16 protein-coding genes are annotated in these 17802 nt (G+C 61.1%); 3 read left to right on the top strand and 13 right to left on the bottom strand.

The window, feature by feature from the left end; genetic code table 11:
• Positions 1 to 9: 9 nt before the first annotated feature.
• The 3 genes from GH266_RS12660 to crcB all read right to left on the bottom strand — a co-directional run bounded on the left by GH266_RS12660 (position 10) and on the right by crcB (position 3846).
• The gene (locus tag GH266_RS12660) at positions 10 to 2769 is read right to left on the bottom strand and encodes a heavy metal translocating P-type ATPase (protein WP_158194159.1); all 2760 of its coding nucleotides are present in this window, start codon (positions 2767 to 2769) and stop codon (positions 10 to 12) included.
• Between the two features lie 152 nt (positions 2770 to 2921).
• A complete protein-coding gene (locus GH266_RS12655) occupies positions 2922 to 3317 on the bottom strand; it encodes an ArsR/SmtB family transcription factor (protein ID WP_158194158.1) in 396 nt (131 codons plus the stop codon).
• Positions 3318 to 3465: 148 nt separating this feature from the next.
• Positions 3466 to 3846 (bottom strand): fluoride efflux transporter CrcB, encoded by a 381-nt coding sequence (gene crcB, locus GH266_RS12650; RefSeq protein WP_158194157.1) that lies wholly within the window; start codon positions 3844 to 3846, stop codon positions 3466 to 3468.
• Positions 3847 to 4185: 339 nt separating this feature from the next.
• Here crcB and GH266_RS12645 point away from each other — a divergent pair, with 339 nt between their 5' ends.
• Together GH266_RS12645 and GH266_RS12640 are read left to right on the top strand one after the other, a co-directional pair.
• Positions 4186 to 4464 carry a glutaredoxin family protein gene (locus GH266_RS12645; protein WP_425329539.1) on the top strand — a complete coding sequence of 93 codons (279 nt, stop codon included), beginning with the start codon at positions 4186 to 4188 and terminating at the stop codon, positions 4462 to 4464.
• A 10-nt stretch (positions 4465 to 4474) separates the two neighbouring features.
• The gene (locus tag GH266_RS12640) at positions 4475 to 5518 is read left to right on the top strand and encodes a 2Fe-2S iron-sulfur cluster-binding protein (RefSeq protein ID WP_158194156.1); all 1044 of its coding nucleotides are present in this window, start codon (positions 4475 to 4477) and stop codon (positions 5516 to 5518) included.
• Between the two features lie 157 nt (positions 5519 to 5675).
• Here GH266_RS12640 and GH266_RS12635 read toward each other — a convergent pair.
• Positions 5676 to 7027, bottom strand: a protein-coding gene (locus tag GH266_RS12635; protein WP_158194155.1) for an IS3 family transposase whose coding sequence is annotated in 2 segments (ribosomal slippage) — positions 5676 to 6688 and positions 6688 to 7027 — 1353 coding nt in all. Because the reading frame shifts where the segments join, the coding sequence is not laid out codon by codon here.
• Positions 7028 to 7300: 273 nt separating this feature from the next.
• On the opposite strand from GH266_RS12635, the gene GH266_RS12630 reads away from it, so the two are divergent.
• The gene (locus tag GH266_RS12630; protein ID WP_244953680.1) at positions 7301 to 8017 is read left to right on the top strand and encodes a heparan-alpha-glucosaminide N-acetyltransferase; all 717 of its coding nucleotides are present in this window, start codon (positions 7301 to 7303) and stop codon (positions 8015 to 8017) included.
• Between the two features lie 90 nt (positions 8018 to 8107).
• Here the strand turns inward: GH266_RS12630 and cydX are convergent, their stop codons facing one another.
• The 9 genes from cydX to GH266_RS12585 all read right to left on the bottom strand — a co-directional run bounded on the left by cydX (position 8108) and on the right by GH266_RS12585 (position 17791).
• Entirely contained in the window at positions 8108 to 8206 is a 99-nt protein-coding gene (gene cydX / locus GH266_RS12625) for a cytochrome bd-I oxidase subunit CydX (RefSeq protein WP_009452654.1), read from the bottom strand.
• 76 nt (positions 8207 to 8282) lie between these two features.
• Positions 8283 to 9440, bottom strand: a complete 1158-nt coding sequence (cydB, locus tag GH266_RS12620; RefSeq protein ID WP_158194154.1) for a cytochrome d ubiquinol oxidase subunit II — start codon at positions 9438 to 9440, stop codon at positions 8283 to 8285.
• 5 nt (positions 9441 to 9445) lie between these two features.
• Positions 9446 to 11023 (bottom strand): cytochrome ubiquinol oxidase subunit I, encoded by a 1578-nt coding sequence (locus GH266_RS12615; protein WP_036589023.1) that lies wholly within the window; start codon positions 11021 to 11023, stop codon positions 9446 to 9448.
• A gap of 22 nt (positions 11024 to 11045) precedes the next feature.
• Positions 11046 to 12755 carry a thiol reductant ABC exporter subunit CydC gene (cydC, locus tag GH266_RS12610; RefSeq protein ID WP_036589026.1) on the bottom strand — a complete coding sequence of 570 codons (1710 nt, stop codon included), beginning with the start codon at positions 12753 to 12755 and terminating at the stop codon, positions 11046 to 11048.
• A complete protein-coding gene (gene cydD, locus GH266_RS12605; RefSeq protein WP_158194153.1) occupies positions 12752 to 14509 on the bottom strand; it encodes a thiol reductant ABC exporter subunit CydD in 1758 nt (585 codons plus the stop codon). Before cydD ends, cydC begins: the two co-directional genes overlap by 4 nt.
• Positions 14509 to 15078 (bottom strand): GbsR/MarR family transcriptional regulator, encoded by a 570-nt coding sequence (locus GH266_RS12600; RefSeq protein ID WP_158194152.1) that lies wholly within the window; start codon positions 15076 to 15078, stop codon positions 14509 to 14511. Before GH266_RS12600 ends, cydD begins: the two co-directional genes overlap by 1 nt.
• A gap of 241 nt (positions 15079 to 15319) precedes the next feature.
• Entirely contained in the window at positions 15320 to 16366 is a 1047-nt protein-coding gene (locus GH266_RS12595) for a flavin-containing monooxygenase (RefSeq protein ID WP_036589031.1), read from the bottom strand.
• Positions 16366 to 16941, bottom strand: a complete 576-nt coding sequence (locus GH266_RS12590; RefSeq protein ID WP_196244982.1) for a L,D-transpeptidase — start codon at positions 16939 to 16941, stop codon at positions 16366 to 16368. The genes GH266_RS12595 and GH266_RS12590 overlap by 1 nt, the downstream gene beginning before the upstream one ends.
• Entirely contained in the window at positions 16925 to 17791 is an 867-nt protein-coding gene (locus GH266_RS12585; RefSeq protein ID WP_036589034.1) for a peptidylprolyl isomerase, read from the bottom strand. The genes GH266_RS12590 and GH266_RS12585 overlap by 17 nt, the downstream gene beginning before the upstream one ends.
• Positions 17792 to 17802: the final 11 nt, after the last annotated feature.

The raw sequence follows: 17802 nt of genomic DNA, 5'->3' as shown, positions 1-17802 counted from the left end.
CACCCATGTTCAGGAACCAGCTTCCGCTGCCTCATAGGTAGGAGCGCCATTACTTTCATCGGCACGAGCGGTCGCTCCCCCCTTGAAGCGCAACAGGCGAAGCGCATTGAGCGTGACGATCGCGGTGGCGCCGGTGTCGGCCAGCACCGCCACCCATAGGCCCGTGATGCCGAGCACGCTGGTGACCAGGAACAATGCCTTCAGCGCAAGCGCAAAAACAACGTTCTGGCGGATATTGGCCATTGTTGCGCGTGATAGCGCTATAAGGTGCGCAACGTCGGTCACTCGGCTTTTGAGCAAGGCAGCATCGGCGGTTTCGATGGCAACGTCCGTGCCGCCACCCATCGCGATACCGACATCTGCCGTTGCAAGGGCGGGGGCATCGTTAATGCCATCACCGACCATAGCCACCTTTGTCTTCTTTTTCATCTTGTTAACGAGATCGAGCTTGTCCTGAGGCAGTAGCTCGGCGTTCCATTCGATTCCCAAGCCGTTGGCGATCGCTTGGGCGGTGCGGCGGTTGTCGCCGGTTAGCATGACAGAGCGAACGCCCATCGCCTTGAGCTGAGAAACACCGTCACGGGCGTCGCGACGGGGCTCGTCGCGAAGTGCCACCAGGCCCAGGACGTCACGCGACTGCGTATCGAACAGGACAGCCACCGTCTTGCCGCCGTCTTCGAGGCCCTCGATGCGCCTGCGGTGCTCATCAGAAATATCCGCGACCTGCGCCGCATGATTTGGCGATCCGATCGCCAGTTTCCGGCCGTCAACCGTGGCATGGACCGCCTTGCCGGGTGTTGCGGAAGCCTCGCTCGCTTCGGGAATCGTTACGCCAGCGGTTTCGGCGCGGCTGATGATGGCCTTGGCGAGGGGGTGGTTGGAGCCAGTTTCGACGGCCGCCGCAAGCGCGACGACATCGTTCTCGCTGCGATTGCCGAAGCCGATGACATCTGTGACATGCGGCTTGCCTTCGGTCAGCGTGCCGGTCTTGTCGAAGGCGATTGCCCGAACCTTGCCGATTGTCTCCAGCGCGTTGCCACCCTTGATGAGAAGGCCCCGGCGTGTGCCGACAGCCAGTCCGGAGGCGATTGCCGCGGGCGTCGAGAGGACCAGCGCGCAGGGGCAGGCGATCAGGAGCAACGCCAGGCCGCGATAGACCCATGTGTCCCAGTCACCGCCCATCGCCAGCGGCGGGACGATGATGATGAGCGCCGCGATCAGCATAACTGCCGGCGTATAGTAAGTGCTGAACTTCTCTATGAAGCGGGCGGTCGGCGCCTTGGACGACTGGGCCTGTTCGACGAGTTGGATGATGCGGGCGATGGTGTTGTCCGCGGCGGTCTTCTCGACCCGAACCTTGAGAACGCCATCGACATTGATCGAACCCGCGAAAACGCTTTCGCCGGAAACCTTGGGGCGGGGAACGGATTCCCCGGTCACAGGCGATTCATCGAGGCTGGAGGTACCCTCTACGATCTCGCCATCAGCCGGAACGCGATCGCCGGGGCGTACGAGCACGAGGTCGTTCACGCGCAGAGCAGCGGCTTCGACGGTTTTCTGGGTGCCGCCGGCACCTAGCAGCACCGCCGTCTTGGGCACCAGAGAGGCAAGCGCCCGGATGCCGGCGCGCGCCCGGCCGGCAGCGACGCTTTCAAGCAGTTCGCCGACGGAGAACAGGAAAACAACCGCGGCAGCTTCCTCGGCCTCGCCGATAATCAGCGCGCCTATCGCGGCGACGGACATCAGGGTTTCGATCGAAAAGGGTGACCCGGACATGGCAAGCGCAAAGGCTTTGCGCGCGAATGGTATCACGCCGGCGACCACCGCGGCGGCAAAGATCCATCCGGCATAAAGCGGCACGAATTGTGCGACCGCATAGGCGGAGCCCATCAGCAGACCGAGACTGATGACGTGCCTGCCTTTGCGCGTCTGCCACCAGCGCTGCTCGCGGATGGTCGGCACGGGTACCGATGTGACCTGCGCCTCAGTGGTTTGAGAGGGCTGGCGCACATCGGAAACGCCGAATCCAAGGCTCTTGATCGCTTTTTCGATATCGCGAAGCTGGGTGCTCGATTCGGAGGCCAGATTGAGCTCGAGGGTTTCGGTCGTGAAGTTGACGCGCACGTCGGAAACGCCGGGCGTGCGGGCAAGAGCGGTCTCGATCTTGCCGACACAGCTGGCGCAATCCATCCCCTCGACACGCATGGCAACGTTGGGCGGCGCAGAAGGTGCCGCGCGGGGCACTGCGACGGGTGCCGCATGGTCGTGGCTGTCGCAACTTCCGTGATCATGGCCATGATCGTGGCCCGCGTGTGCATGGCTGTGGTCATGCCCGTGGTGGCCGCCGCAGGCGCCGCCGTGCCCGTGATCGTCATGGGCGCCGTGGTCATGCGAATGGGCGTGACCGCCGCCATGGTCACGATGCTGATCTTCATGGTGGTGATCGCCTGAACATCCTCCATGATGACGGTGCTGGCCATGAGCGGCTGCTCGCGGAAGCGGCTCGGAGGGGAGAGCGGCAGCAGGGAGCTCCGTCACGTCGAAACCGAGCGAGCGAATCTTCTTCGCGATGTCCCTGGCTGTCGTCTTGCTTGAGGAATCGCGCGCGAGCGTCAGTGTCTCGGTGGTGAAGCTGACGCTGACATCCGAAATGCCGCCCAGCCGACCAAGAGCGGTCTCGATCTTGCCGACGCAGCTGGCGCAATCCATACCGTCGACCCGAAATCCAAGCCGCTCGCCGGCGGCTGATCCGATTAGTGCTGTTGTCATTGAGTGGTCCTTTCAACCGGCGCGGCGGGCACGCTCGCCCTTGGTGCCTTGCATGGCGTTGAAAGGATCAATAACACGATTGAACAGATATTCAAGCATTGTATGTAAAGGGGATGCCGTTCCTCGGTTAGGCCTCGCCCAGAGGTTTGGAGCTATTCCTCGCCATGGTCCTCCGATATATGGATCGCCATATCCTGCAGGACCTGGCTCACATGCTGGTCGGAAATTTCATAGAATATTTGCTTGGCGTGGCGTTCCCCTTTGACGAGACGAGCGCCGCGCAGGAGCCGCAAATGGTGACTGACCAGAGATAGAGACAGATCCAGCCGTTCCGCGATATCGCCGACGGAGATCGGGCCCGGCATGCAACTCAGGAGGATTTTGAGCCGCGACGGATCCCCCAGCAAGCGGAAGGTCTCCGCCAGGATAGTGATCTCGTTCTGCGACAATGAGGAATGATCAATAACCTGTTCCGCTGCCAAGCTATGTTTGTGGCCGGCATGGCGTTGATCTGCGACAGCGCCATCTTTCGTGTTACGCGTATTCATCTCAAATCCTGACCGTTGGGGCATGCGCATTCGTCATCGGGACACCTTTGCGCAAACTCCCCGGATATTTTGCGTGCAATCTACCGAAGGAACTCGCAATCACAATGCATAGACTGTCTTGTTGAGATTTCGACAAGGCAATGTGTGTTCAAGGGAGGGCTTGCCGCATAATCATCATCGCCGTAAAGAGCCCCCCAATCGAGAGGATCACGGAACCGGCTATGTAGACCACGGCGAGCCACCCCTGACCGCGCTCGATGAGAAGACCTGCTTCCAGTGAAAATGTCGAAAACGTTGTAAAACCGCCGAGAATACCGGTCGTCAGAAACAGCCGGGCCTGCTGAGACAGACCGGTTCGGAACGCAAAATACTCGACGACTACCCCCATCAGGAACGACCCCATTACATTGATCCCTAGGGTACCCAAAGGAAAGCTGCCGACACCAAGAAATCGAACTGATGCGACGTTGACCGCGTGGCGCGCCATACCGCCCATTCCAGCCCCAATAAATACGATGAGATAATTCACCTTTACCTCTGCCTTCTATGGGAACCATTTCGGCAAGCCGAAGGCGGAACCTACCATCGACAAGCAAGGGATTCCCTGTTGCGGTAGGAGTCTCAGCCAGAAAGACGGTTAAAGGGGAACTCCGTCCCAATACTGGCTATTATAACAGAAAAGTCACCTGCATGAAACCGCTGGAGACTTTCATCGGTAGTGAAGCCGGGGTTCGCGCCGCTGCAATCTTACGATTGCCCCCTTGACCCTCCCATCGTTGGAAACCCCACCTTGCCTCCAGATATTCCGGAGAAACGCAAATGTCTCGTCCGGACCTCTCCATTCGGCCTTCCCGAAGGTCGCTTCGTCATGAAAGGCAAGATCATGGAACAATCCGGCTACCCTCCCGTCCTCCTGTACACAACCCCTACATGCCCGGACTGCCACGCGATCAAGCGCTGGTTTGCCCAGAAGGGGGTGGCTTACGAGGAGCGCGACCTCACCGATCCCGCAATCGCGGAAGAGGCCAAGGCGCGCACGGGCGTCCGGGTAGCGCCGATCGCCATCGTCGGATCCGAGGTGTTCTACGGCACATTCCTCAGTCAGAAGCCGGGCCTCGAGAAGGCTCTCGGCTTCTTCGGCGCGTGAGGAGGGTGCCATGGCCGGCAAGCTCGCCGAAATCAGGCAGGCCCGCACGAAACTCGTCGTCGATGATGGCAAGACCATCCTCGACGCCGCGCTGAAAGCCGGGATTCCCTATCCGCATGGTTGCAAGTCCGGCCGTTGCGGCTCCTGCAAGTCGCGGCTGATAGAGGGTGAGGTGGATCTGCTCCAGCATTCGCGCTTCGCCCTGACCGAGGACGAGAAGGCGGACGGGATGATCCTCGCATGCCGTGCACTGCCGACGACGGATGTGGCGGTCGCCTGGCTCGGCAACGATGACGACGACGCGGTTCCGCCTGCCCGAAAGCTCAAGGCTGCGGTCACGCTGATCGAGGACCTCACGCACGACATCAGGCGGGTGCGCGTCGCACCGCTCGATGGCGCGCCGCTGTTGTTCACTGCCGGGCAATATGCACAGGTCGGGCTCGATGGCGTGCCAGCTCGCAGTTACTCGATGGCCAACCGGCACGGCGACACGGAACTGGAGTTTCACATCCGGCGCGTGCCGGGCGGCGTCACCTCGGGTCATGTCCACAGCGCACTCAAGGTAGGAGACTGCGCGACGCTCGAAGTTCCGCTGGGTTCGTCCTACCTGCGTCAGCATCACACCGGGCCGATCCTGTGCATCGCCGGCGGTTCGGGACTGGCGCCGGTCAAGTCGATAGTCGAGACAGCGCTCGCGCATGGCATGAAGCAGCCGATCCATCTGTACTTCGGCGTCCGTACAGAGCGCGATCTCTACATGGTCGAGCATTTTCAGACACTTGCAGCCTGGCACCCCAATCTGACCTTCACCGCCGTGCTGTCGGAACAGGGAGACGTACCGCAGCACCGCTCCGGTTTCGTGACCCAGGCCGTCATCGAGGATTTTTCAGAGTTCGACGGCTGGAAGGCCTATGTGGCGGGCCCGCCGGCGATGGTCGAGGCGGCGATGGAAGCGACCTTCGCGCGTGGTCTTCGCAGGGAGGACATGCATGCGGATGTCTTCTTTACGCCCGTGGAAAACCAGGAGGGGCAGGAAGCCGTCATGGTTGAATGAAGGCGCGGGCCCTTTCCTCAATCCTCCCCCGGTGTCGGACGGTGCAGTGATTCCATCTTTTCGAAAAGAAGCTCGCGTGAAAGTGTCCGTCGTCAGAACATTTGGCGCTGATGGCTGCTTGATTTAGCGGGGTGTCGGCCTCGATCTTTGGTTGATGTTAAGCGGCGAGTTTGCGGTGCTGCAAGCGCCTGAGCTCAATTGTCTGTCGTTTGATCCTTTCTCGTTGTTCGATGATAGCAGATGCCCTGCCGAAGTAGGCGTCGGCCGGGGTCACGTTGCCAAGGCTCTCGTGGTGGCGTCGGTGATTGTAATGCTCGACGAAGGCTTCGATCTGGCGTTCGAGATCGCCCGGCAGGAAGTAGTTCTCCACCAGGATGCGGTTCTTGAGCGTCTGATGCCAGCGTTCGATCTTGCCATGGGTCTGCGGGTGAAGCGGAGCGCCGCGGACATGGCTCATGCCGTTGGCGTCGATCCAGTCGGCGAGTTCGCTGGCGATGTAGGACGGCCCGTTGTCGCTGAGCAGTTTTGGCTTTTGCAACACCCTAGCGCTGTCGCAGCCTGAAGCCGTAAGGGCCAGTTCCAGCGTTTCGGTCACGTCCTGGGCCCGCATGGTCGTGCACAGCTTCCAGGCGATGATGTAACGGGAGAAGTCGTCGAGCACGGTCGACAGATAGACCCAGCCCCAGCCGATGATCTTGAAGTAGGTGAAGTCTGTCTGCCACATCTCATTGGGACGCATGGTCTTGTCCCTGAACTCGTCGGCGGCTTTGATCACCACGAAGGCCGGGCTGGTGATGAGGTCATGGGCCTTAAGCAGGCGATAGATGGTCGCCTCTGACACGAAGTAGCGCTTCTCATCGGTAAAGCGCACCGCCAGCTCACGTGGTGACAGCTCGGACTGTTCCAGCGCCATGTCGATGATCTGGCTCTGGACCTCGGCGCTGATGCGATGCCACACCCGGTTCGGTCGGGAAGGACGGTCCTCCAACGCCTCCGGGCCGCCTTCAACGTAGCGGTCATACCAACGGTAGAAGGTGCGCCGCGCAATGCCGAGCTGATCCAGCGTCTTCTTCGCCGGAAGGTGCGACTGCTCGACGATCTTGATGATCTCGAGCTTTTCGGATGCGGGGTATCTCATTCGTCGTCGCCCCCATCCGCGATCATGCTTTTCTTGAGCAGACGGTTCTCCAGCGTCAGGTCGGCGACGGCCTCCTTCAGCGCGCGGGTCTCGCGACGAAGGTCCTGCACTTCGCCGGTCGTCGCAGCACGGGCCGTGTCGCCTGCCAGTCGCCGCTTGCCGGCTTCCAGGAATTCCTTCGACCAAGTGTAGTAGAGGCTCTGGGCAATCCCCTCCTTGCGGCACAACTCGGCAATGCTGTCTTCGCCACGAAGGCCATCCAGCACGATCCTGATCTTGTCTTCCGAGGAAAAATGCCGCCGTGTCGCACGCCGGATGTCTTTGACCACATGCTCGGCAGAGCGTTTGCCGCCAGTCGTCTTCGTATTCATGTTCGCTCCTTCGTCTTAGACGAGAACCGAACACTCCTTAAATCACACCCTCAATTCTGTGCCATAGGTGCTGATCCCGGACAGGCGACAGGAAGGAAACTGCACCAGCAGCGATTGCCGCCACCACGCCGATATTCGAGATCTCAAAACCCATACCCGCGTCTACAACCTCACCCTGCTGGAGGTTCAATGCCTTGCGACAGCGACATCTTGACCCTCTAGCCGGATGAGCTTCTACGAAACGGTTCCGTCGAAAGGAGAATCGATATCGCAGTGATAGCCCGTGTTTATATGGTCGATGCGTGGCGCGGTCTGGCAATCGCGGGCGTCGTGCTGTTCCACTTCGTATGGGATCTGGAATTTACTGGCTTCATTTCGGGCGTCGCATACCATCCACTCTGGCTCGGCTTCGGGCGTGTTCTAGCCGGAAGCTTTGTGATGCTGGTCGGAGTCAGCCTCGCCCTCTCCTCTCGCTCTCCGTTCCGGCCGAGCGCCTATCTGCTTCGACTTACGAAAATTGGCGTCGCAGCCGCGGCCATTACGCTGGTGACCTGGTATGTTTTTCCGGCAACGTTCATTTACTTCGGCATCTTGCATGCGATCGCCGTTGCGACGTTAGTTGGTACATTATTCCAGCGTACGCCTTGGTGGCTAAGCCTTGCTTCTGGCGTTGGCATGCTGGTGGTTCCTTCCTTATGGCAGTCGGAACTCTTTGACACACGTTGGCTTGCCTGGATTGGATTTGCGCAAAACGTACCGCCGAGCAACGATTTCGTACCGATCTTTCCGTGGGTTGGCATTACCCTCATCGGTATGTCCGGCGCAAAAGTTCTGGTCGACAAAGGGAAAGAATACGCGCTCGACCGCCTCGTGCCTGCCGGCCGGCACGGCAACAAGCTGGCCTGGATGGGCAGGCACAGTTTGACAATCTACCTGCTACACCAGCCGATCATGTTGGGCATCATTATACCGCTTGCTAGATATCTCTAGATTGTGCGCTTTTGCACTGCGCATCATTCCTCATAATTCCGCCGGGACTTAATAGGCGCTGACTGGGAAGGTCGTTCAAGACGACGTATCCTATTTCTCATTGTCTTCCATCAATTCGTACCACATGGCGTTAAGGACGGCGAAGGCGGCGGCGAGCGGCAGGCCGAGCAGCCAGGCGAAATACCACATGATGGTTCTCCTTTCTTTTACTTGCGTATCGGATTCAACCGAAAATCGGTTTCCCGATTTTCCGGCCCGATGCGACTCAATAGGCGTGGCCGGAGCCGTCGCTGATCTGCTTTTCGTCCACCTTCCCCCACAGCACGCGGTAGACCCACGTGGTGTAGAGCGCGATGATCGGCAGAAAGATTCCTGTCGAGACCAGCATGATGAACAGCGTCAGGTGGCTGGACGAGGCGTCCCAGACAGTGAGGCTGGAGCGCGGGTCTATCGAGGAGGGTAGGATGAAGGGAAACATCGCCAGACCGACCGTGGCGATGATTCCGAGCACCGACAGGCCGCTCGACAGAAGCGACAGAACCTCGCGGCGCAGCGCCAGCAACGCCAGCGCCAGTAGCGCGCCGCCAAACCCCAGGGCCGGTGCGGCGATCATCCATGGATGGGCGGTGTAGTTGGTGAACCAGACACCAGCACCCTGCTCGACTGTCTTGGCGAGCGGGTTGGACGGGCCGTCGGTGACGATCTCCGAGACGAAACGGAAACCATCGATGCCGGTTGCGACCCAAAGGCCGCCGAGCGCGAACAAAACGATCGTGCCCGTCGCGGCGAATGTGCCGAAGCGACGGGCGCGGTCGGCGACTGCGCCGCTGGTCTTGAGCACCAGCCACGACGCGCCGTGCATCGTCAGCATGACAACGGAGAGCAGGCCGCAAAGCAGCGCGAACGGGTTGAGTAGTTCGAACAGGGTGGTGCCGTCATAGAAGATGCGCAGATCGGGACCGAGCCGGAAGGGCACGCCCTGAAGCACGTTGCCGACGGCGATGCCGAAGATCAGCGCCGGCACGATCCCGCCCACGAAGAGCGCCCAGTCCCAGCCGTTACGCCAGCGGTGGCTGTCGCGCTTCGACCGGTACTTGAAGCCGACCGGGCGCAGGATGAGAGCGGCGAGGATGGCGAACATCGCGAGATAGAAGCCGGAGAAAGACACGGCATAGAGCGGCGGCCATGCGGCGAAGATCGCGCCGCCGCCGAGGATGAGCCAGACCTGATTACCTTCCCAGACCGGGCCGACGGCGTTGATGACGACGCGGCGCTCCATATCGGTGCGTGCCACGAAGGGCAGCAACGTCTGGGTGCCGAGGTCGAAGCCGTCCATCACAGCGAAGCCGATGATGAGGATGCCCAGCAGCAGCCACCAGATCAGGCGCAGGGTCTCGTAGTCGATGAGTTCGTGCAGGATCATGATGGTCACTCCGCGGGTTCGAGCGCTTCGGGCAGGAGCTTCTGCTCCGGCTCGTGGTCTTCTTCGGGGCCTTTGCGGATCGCGGCGAGCATCAGCGTCATCTCGATGATGAACAGCACTGTGTAGATGGCCGTGAAGCCGGCAATGGTGAAAAGCACCGTCGTCGCGCCTAGATCGGAGACGGCGGCGGCGGTTGGTAGAACGCCCTCGATCACCCATGGCTGGCGCCCGACCTCGGCGACGATCCAGCCCGCCTCGGCTGCAATCCACGGCAGCGGGATCGAGAAGACGGCGACTTTCAACAGCCACGGATAGCGGTCGAGCTGGTGGCGCGCAGACAGGTAGAAAAAGGTGGCCGTGAGCAGGATGAAGAACATCCCGAGCCCGACCATGATCCGGAAGGACCAGAACAACGTCGGAACATTGGGAACCGTATCCCACGCAGCTTGGGTGATCTGTTCATCCGTCGCCTCGCGGGGGTCATCGAGGTAGGGCCGCAACAGCAGCGCGTAGCCGAGATACTGGCCTGTATCCTCGAAGCGGTCAGCGACTTCGGCGGGTATGGCCGCGCTGCTGCCCGCCTCTCGGATCGACTGGAGTGCATCAAAGGCCATGATGCCCTGCCGGATCCGCGTCTCGGCCAGTTCGACCAGTTCGTGGATGCCGGGAATTTCCGTTGTCAGCGAGCGGGTGCCAATCAGGCCCATAACCCATGGAACCTGGACGGAATAGTGTGTCTTACGCTCGGCCTGATCGGGCAGGCCGACGATGGTGAAGGCGGCCGGGGCCGGCTCAGTGTGCCACATCGCCTCGATGGCCGCGAGCTTCATCTTCTGGTGTTCGGTGGAGAGATACCCGCTTTCGTCGCCCAGCACCACGACGGATAGCGACGAGGCCAGTCCGAACGAAGCCGCGACGGTCATCGAGCGCTTGGCGAGCGCGATGTGCCGTCCTTTGAGCAGATACCACGCCGAGACGCCCAATACGAAGACCGAGGCCACCACGTAGCCCGCCGACACGGTGTGAACGAACTTGGCCTGCGCAACGGGGTTGAAAAGAACGGCGTAGAAGTCCTCCACCTCCATGCGCATGGTCTGCGGGTTGAAGACGGATCCGACCGGGTTCTGCATCCAGCCATTGGCGATGAGAATCCATAGCGCCGAGAAGTTGGACCCGAGCGCCACGGCCCATGTCGCGGCGAGGTGTCCGAGCTTCGACAGCTTGTCCCATCCGAAGAAGAACAGGCCGACGAAGGTGGCTTCAAGGAAGAAGGCCATCAGGCCTTCGATGGCCAGCGGCGCGCCGAATATATCGCCGACATAGTGGCTGTAGTAGCTCCAGTTCATGCCGAACTGGAACTCCATCACGATGCCGGTGGCGACACCGAGCACGAAGTTGATACCGAACAGGGTGCCCCAGAACTTTGTCATCTGGCGCCAGATGTCGCGGCCGGTCATGACATAGACTGTTTCCATGATCGCCATCAGGATTGACAGGCCGATGGTGAGCGGCACGAAGAGAAAGTGGTACAGTGCGGTGAGTGCGAATTGCAGCCGCGACAGGTCGACAATGTTCAGTTCCATGACTGGCTCCGGCAGGTCATTTTCAATCGGGCCTCAGTTGGCAAAGTTCTGCATTGAATTCGGTTGTGCCGCGCGCAATGTCGGCCACGATATGGCCGTTGCGCATCACGAGGATGCGATCGGCCAGGTCCGCTTCGCGGCGTGAATGTGTTGCGATGAGTACAGTTCGACCTCTTGCGCAGGCGTGCAAGCGCGCCAGCAGGTCACGCGCCGTTTCGCCATCGAGTGCCTCGCTCGGCTCGTCGAGCAGCCATAGCGGCGGATCGCGCAGCAGAAGTCGCGCCAGTGCAAGCCGCCGCGCCTGCCCGGCCGACAGCCCCGCACCACCTTCGCCTAGCATCGTATCGAGCCCAGTTGCGAGAGACGCGACATGGTCGGCAAGACCGGCCTGACTCAGAGCCTCGAGCAGCTCTTTGTCGGTTGCGCTGGTCCGGGCTATTGCAAGGTTGCCGCGCAGCGTGTCACGAAATAGCTCGGTGCGCTGGGTGAGCACGGCCAGCCGACAGGCGAGCACGACGCCTCTTGCCGGCGTCAATTCGCGGGCAAGCAGGGATAGAAACGTTGACTTGCCGGCTCCACTGGCGCCGACGAGCGCAACCCTCTCGCTGGCACGAATGGTAAGGGTGACGCCGGACAGGACCGGCAGACCAGCGCCGGGATGGCGAATCTCGACATCGTCGAGCCGGACCGCAATGTCAGGCGCCACAGCCGCCTTGGCGGGCTCGCCTTCTTGCGTAGGTCGGCGCGCCGGATCGGGCTCCAGCCGGGGGGCAAGCCGCGCCGCGGCCTGAACTGTGCGGCCGAATTCCACCGCGCCGCTGCGCAGCAGGCCGAAAGGCTCCAGGCTGGCGAGCACCAGCAGCGCCGCGAACGCGGCGCCGGGCGCGCCAATGGTGCCGGCTTCGGCGAGGAAGGCGGCCGCGACAAGGACACCGGAAAGCAGTACCGCCGAGAGCATGCCGAGGCCAAAGCCCGTGTCTGCTTCCGCCCGGTTCAGTGCCCGGTCGGCTTCACCCAGACGGATATCAGCGGCCTCGATCGCACGCAGATGCGCGCCGAGACGGCCGACCATGGCCAGGTCGGCCTGACCGCGTACAAGATCGATAGAGCGTGATCGCAGCACCTCAAGCGCGTAGGCACGCCGTCGGGATGATGCGGCGGCACGGCGAGACACGAGCAAAGGAAGCCCCAGACCGCCAGCCATGAGCGCGACACCGACGGCAAGGCCGAGCACCGAATGTACGAAGGCAAGAGCGACCGCAACGAAAATCGCCGCGATACCGGCGGCAATAACTGGCGAGATCACGCGCAGATACAGGGAATCGAGTGCGTCAATATCGACTGTCAGGCGGAAGAGCATACGCGATGGGTTGGCCGCCAGACTGCGCGCCGCCCTTGCACTGGCATAGCCACGAAACACGGTCTCCCGCAAACGCGCCAGAACGCGCAGTGTCGCATCGTGGGTGGTGAGCCGCTCGCCGTAACGGGAGGCGGTGCGGCTGATGGCCAGCAACCGGATGCCCGCTGAAGGCATGAACACATCGAAGGCGAGCGCGGTGGCTGATGTCGCCCCGGCAATTGATGTTGCGACGATAAACCAGCCTGACAGGCCAAGCAGTGCTATGCCGGCGAGCGCGGTGGATAGCGACAGAAGCACGCCGTAAACGAGCATGTGTCGATCGTCCCCCCAGAACAGCGCAACGACAGGACGAAGGTTGGAGAGCCGCCTCATGCGGGCACCTGCTGTGTCGGCGCGTCGATGGCGGGAAGCCGGACGACACGATCCATGCGCACGGCCAGCGCGGGGTCGTGCGTTGCAACGACAAGCGTGGCGCCCTGCGCCACGGCAATCAGTCGCTCGGTGAGTTCGTCGGCGGTTTCGCGGTCGAGATGTGCGGTCGGCTCGTCGACAAGAATGAGCCCGGGGCGCGGACCGGCAGCCGCGCGCGCCAGTGCCAGGCGCAGGGCTTCGCCGCCGGAGAGGCCATCGCCATTTTCACCAATAGGGGCAGAGCCACGCCGCGCGGCCACATCGCCAAGCCGTGCGACTTCCAGCGCCCGAGCGATCTCGGGCTTGCGAAGGTACGGTCTGCCGAGAGCGATATTGCTGGCAAGCGTGCCTGAAAAGATATGAGGCGGCTGGCCAAGCCATGCGATTCGGGTGCGCAGCCGGGCGGCATTCGCATGATTCAAAGGCTTGCTGCCGAGGCGGATTGTGCCCGCATCGGGTGATGCGAGGCCCGCGACAAGGGCCAGCAGTGTGGATTTTCCACCACCGCTGGGCGCCATCACCGCGACGTGTTCCCCGGGACGGATGGATAGGTCGAAATCAGCGAAGGTATCGACCGCAGATCCGGCATGACGAAAGGCAAGGCCATCAACTTGGACTGAAAGCGGGCCTGATGATCCGCCGGCCATGCTTTCGATATTGCCGACGATTTGCGTGCCGCCGTGCGTGTTGCGCTCGAGAGCTTCCAATCCGGCCTGCCCAGCGGCGCGGTCGTGCCAGGCCGCCGACAGGTCGCGTAGCGGCTCGAAGAAGGCCGGTGCGAGCAACAGGATGAACAGGCCCTGCGCCAGCGTGAGTTTCTCTCCCCACGCGCCAAAATTCAGTTCTCCAAGGAAATGGAAGCCGATATAGACGGCGACCAGCGCCACGCCGAGCGCAGCGAACAGTTCCAGAACCGCAGACGACAGGAACGCGACGCGTAGCACCACCATGGTGGAGGCTCGCAGGTCTTCGGCATTGGCGCGCAACTGCAGCGCGGTAGCATCCACCGCCTCGAAGGCACGGATGGTAGCGAGCCCGCGCAGCCGGTCGAGCAGGAAGGCATTCATGTCGCCTAAGCGAGCAAGTTGCCTTTCGCTGACCGCCTTAGCCTGCCAGCCGATCAGCGCCATAAAGATCGGGATGACAGGCGCGGCCATCAGCAGCACGAGGGCAGCTACCCATGAAAAGGCGAAGACGAGGCCGAAAATGACCAGCGGCACCACGGCGGCGCGCATGCGTAGCGGCTGGAACCTTGCCAGATAGGGCACGATGGCGTTGGCCTGCTCGGTAAGCGTGCTGGCGACGAGACCGGACGAAGGCCGGGAGGCATCGAGTGGGGAACGGGTTGCAACGGCGGCTGCGGCGCGGGCGCGCAGGGTCGAGAGGTGGGCGCGGGCGGCATCATAGGCGCGGGTGGCGCCTGCGCGCTCGAGCGCTGCGCGCATAACACCGAGGACTAAGACGCAGAGAGCCGGCAATATCGCAGCGCGTGCAGAAGCGGCATTTGCTACGTTGCCGATGGCGAAAGCGATCGCTGCTGCCTGGGGAATCCACAGCAGCGACGCTGAGAGCTGGAGGAATGTGGCGAAACGGGGAAGACTGGTCGTCGCCGCTATTACGTCCGGGCCGTCGGTGCGCAAGGGTGCGTCACCCGCACCAGCGCCGGCGCGTGCGGTTGCCGTGGAGTGCCCGTTCAGGGTCCGCGAACCGCTCATCAATTGTCCAGCTTTCGGCGGCCGCGTCCTATCGAGATGATCCTGTCGCGCGCATCGAGAAACCGCGTGACCTTCGAGCCGAGCGACAGCAGCGATGCGAGCCGTCCGGTATCGAGTTTCTTGACATCGTCATACCAGTTGGTGACCTGTTCGATCAGGCCGTGCATCTCGGACAGGCGCACGCGGGCATAGCGCTCGTCGTCATTGACGGGTTCAAGCATCAGAAGGTCGCGCAGCACCGACAGGGTCGGATCGACCTCCCGCTTCTTGCGCTCTTCGGCCAGCGTACGGAAAATCTGCCAGACGTCTTCGGGTGCGGTGAAGAAATCACGCCGGTCGCCGGGCACGTGGCGGAGAATCACGAGGTTCCATGCCTGAAGCTCGCGCAGGCTCATCGAGACGTTGGAGCGTGAGATGCCGAGCGCCTCCACTATGGCATCCGCACATAGCGGTTTCGGTGAAACATAAAGCAGGGCGTAAATCTGCCCGACCGTGCGGTTTATGCCCCAGCGGCTGCCCATCTCCCCGAAATGAAGGACGAACGACTGGATGGTCGGGGACAGGTTCATGGCTCTCTGCTTCACTCTTTTCAGAAATTTCTGAAAAGAGTGAAGCAGAATGGCACGGGGGGATCAATCGCGGTGAGCTGTGCGAGACGGTTTGTCACGGATGCGGCACTCTGCCGGGATTGTAGGAGCCTTCCGCCGGGAACCCGCGCACTTGTGCCGTGCGGACGTTTTCACAAATTCATTCTTATCGTAGATTTGTTGACAATTACGTCATGGAACGACAGGCATGTCCTCATGCCCGTCAGTGATCAGCCATCAGTTTGCGGATCACTGACGCGGCGTCGGGCCCCGCCCCCATAATCAGAGCGGAAGAGCGACCGCGCTGCCATGGCCTCCCTACGAAGTAGAGGCCCTTAACCGGAGACACGCCTTCTGTGTGGAGGAAACCGGTCTTGGCATCAACCGCGCCTTTGATGTCGACCCAATCTGTTTCATCCCGATAGCCCACCGCCCAGATCACCGTGCGGATCTGAACGACTTTTCCGTCAGAAAACTTCACGACATCTGCTTCAGCCCCTACGAGTCGACTCATGAGCCTGATGCCACGTTTCTGTAACACCTCGTCCCGCAGATTTCTGTCCGGGAAAGCGTCGGTTTTCCTCACCATTCGGCCGCGGAAAGATGTCGCGGGTGCTTCCAATGCTCCAACAAGGTTGAGCCACCACCAGATCGACTTTCCGAGAATATGTTCTGGCAACAGCTTTCTTGGCTTGCCAACGGAGAGAAAGACGGGTTGGCGCTTCCTGGATTCGATCGCAATGTCGCGTCCGCTTGCTCCATCTCCGACTACCAGGACGGGCCCGTCAGGCAACTGATTGCAGTTACGGAATGTTGCTGCTGTCAGCTGGAGCACTTCGTAACCCATCTCCGCTGAGATGGGAGGAACAATCGGAACCTGAAATGATCCTGTGGCGATTAGTACCTCGGATGCAGCAATGATCTCGCCATTTGAGAGGGTCGCTTCAAAACCATCGGCAGATTTGGCCAGTCGCGATACGTACGATCCCAGTTTGACCGGAAGCTCAAAGTGCCGGGCATAAGCTTCGAGATACTCAGCGAAATCGTCTCGATGGGCATAGCGGTCGCGGTTGCCCGGAATCTGCAATCCCGGCAACGTACTGAACTGGCGTGTGGTGAACAAAGTGAGGCTGTCATATCGGTGACGCCACACGTCGCCAACACGGTTGCTTCCCTCAACGATGATGAATGGAAGGCCGGCCCTGCGCAGATGGTAGCCTGCGGCAAGACCGGCCTGGCCCGCCCCGATGACGAGGACGTACCGATCCATCACACTACCACGACGCGCGTCCCGATGGGCGTTAGCTCATAGAGTTCCCGGACGTGATCATTGAGCATGCGGATGCATCCGTTCGACACCGCCTTGCCGATCGTCCATGGCTCATTGGTACCATGGATGCGGTAGTAGGTGTCGCGTCCATTTCGATAGAGGTAGAGAGCGCGCGCGCCGAGGGGGTTGTTCGGGCCGCCTGGAACGCCGCCTGCGTGTTTGGCATAGCGTTGCGGGTCTCGCTTGATCATGTTTTGTGTGGGGCGCCATGAGGGCCATTTGGCCTTGCGCTCGATAATTGCGCTACCCTTGAACGCCAACCCGGCTTTGCCGACCCCTATTCCGTAACGGCGTGCCAGGGTTGGGCTTTCCAGGAGGTACAGAAACCGCTCACGCGGCGCGACGATGATTGTCCCGATAGGCTCCGAGAATGTGTGCCTGACTCGTTGGGGAAGGAAACGCGGCTCAACTTTAACAGGGCGAGCATTTGCGAAGGCGCTGACCGGCGTGAGAGAACCCGCAGCGGCAGCCAGAAGGCCAAAGCCGAACGCCCGACGGTCAATGGTCATGGCCATCATCCTCCTGCGGAGCCCTAACATCCGGCACGAGCTTCTCGACCTTTGCTGTGGCCCGCAACTCAACTGAAATCCGACGTTCTTCGGCAGCCTTCAGAGATTGACGAATTTGCGGTTCGACCAACTCAAAGGCGGGTGGCGGCCTGTCGCGGCTCTCCTCGAGCTTGATGACGTGAAACCCGAATGGAGAGCGCACCGGCTTTTTGGTGTAGTCGCCTGTCTTCAGCCTTATGGCCGCCTCATCGACTTCCGGTACTGTCTGCCCCTCGGGGACGAAGCCCAGATCTCCGCCGTTTACTTTCGACACGGCATCGAGGGAGCTCTTGGCGGCAAGGTCGGCGAAGGAGGTCCCTTCTCCGAGAGCAGCGATGATCTGCTTCGCCTCGTCTTCAGATGCCACCAGGATATGGCGCAGCCGTCGCTCGGTAACCACCGGTATCGAAGCGACCTGCTGATCGTAGATCTGGCGGATAGCGTCGTCGGTAACGGCTTCAGCGGCCTTCTGCTCCATGAAATTGGCCCGCAGTGTCTGCTGTTCAAAGAACTGCATCTGGCGCTTGTATTCGTCCTGATCTGCGATACCTGCTTTCTTCGCTGCGTCGGAAATGATCCGCATTTCGATCAGCGTATCGACGATAACAGAGAGTCTGGCATCGTCTGGCATGGTCCCGAGTTGGGAACCATACATCTCCTGAGCCACCGCGACGTCTGCACGTGTTATGTCGCTACCGTTCACGCGGGCGACAACGTCTTCCGACTGTGCGAATGCCGAACTGCATGCCGTGGTCATCAGAAGAGACAGGGCGATCCGACGCAGGCTTCTTGAAGAGTTGGAAAATAAGATTGTCATCTGATTGCGTC

Origin of the sequence: Stappia indica (assembly GCF_009789575.1) — a bacterium.
In the GTDB taxonomy this organism is placed as follows: Bacteria; Pseudomonadota; Alphaproteobacteria; order Rhizobiales; family Stappiaceae; genus Stappia; species Stappia indica_A.
The sequence above is the reverse complement of the archived record's forward strand: the minus strand, read 5'-3'. Positions and strand labels throughout refer to the sequence as shown.

Bases quoted from the DNA above. Each gene is read 5' to 3' on its own strand.
- GH266_RS12660 (WP_158194159.1), bottom strand. From the start codon at position 2,769: ATGACAACAGCACTAATCGGATCAGCCGCCGGCGAGCGGCTTGGATTT.
- GH266_RS12655 (WP_158194158.1), bottom strand. From the start codon at position 3,317: ATGAATACGCGTAACACGAAAGATGGCGCTGTCGCAGATCAACGCCAT.
- GH266_RS12645 (WP_425329539.1), top strand. From the start codon at position 4,186: ATGAAAGGCAAGATCATGGAACAATCCGGCTACCCTCCCGTCCTCCTG.
- GH266_RS12640 (WP_158194156.1), top strand. From the start codon at position 4,475: ATGGCCGGCAAGCTCGCCGAAATCAGGCAGGCCCGCACGAAACTCGTC.
- cydX (WP_009452654.1), bottom strand. From the start codon at position 8,206: ATGTGGTATTTCGCCTGGCTGCTCGGCCTGCCGCTCGCCGCCGCCTTC.
- cydB (WP_158194154.1), bottom strand. From the start codon at position 9,440: ATGATCCTGCACGAACTCATCGACTACGAGACCCTGCGCCTGATCTGG.
- GH266_RS12615 (WP_036589023.1), bottom strand. From the start codon at position 11,023: ATGGAACTGAACATTGTCGACCTGTCGCGGCTGCAATTCGCACTCACC.
- cydC (WP_036589026.1), bottom strand. From the start codon at position 12,755: ATGAGGCGGCTCTCCAACCTTCGTCCTGTCGTTGCGCTGTTCTGGGGG.
- cydD (WP_158194153.1), bottom strand. From the start codon at position 14,509: ATGAGCGGTTCGCGGACCCTGAACGGGCACTCCACGGCAACCGCACGC.
- GH266_RS12600 (WP_158194152.1), bottom strand. From the start codon at position 15,078: ATGAACCTGTCCCCGACCATCCAGTCGTTCGTCCTTCATTTCGGGGAG.
- GH266_RS12595 (WP_036589031.1), bottom strand. From the start codon at position 16,366: ATGGATCGGTACGTCCTCGTCATCGGGGCGGGCCAGGCCGGTCTTGCC.
- GH266_RS12590 (WP_196244982.1), bottom strand. From the start codon at position 16,941: ATGGCCATGACCATTGACCGTCGGGCGTTCGGCTTTGGCCTTCTGGCT.
- GH266_RS12585 (WP_036589034.1), bottom strand. From the start codon at position 17,791: ATGACAATCTTATTTTCCAACTCTTCAAGAAGCCTGCGTCGGATCGCC.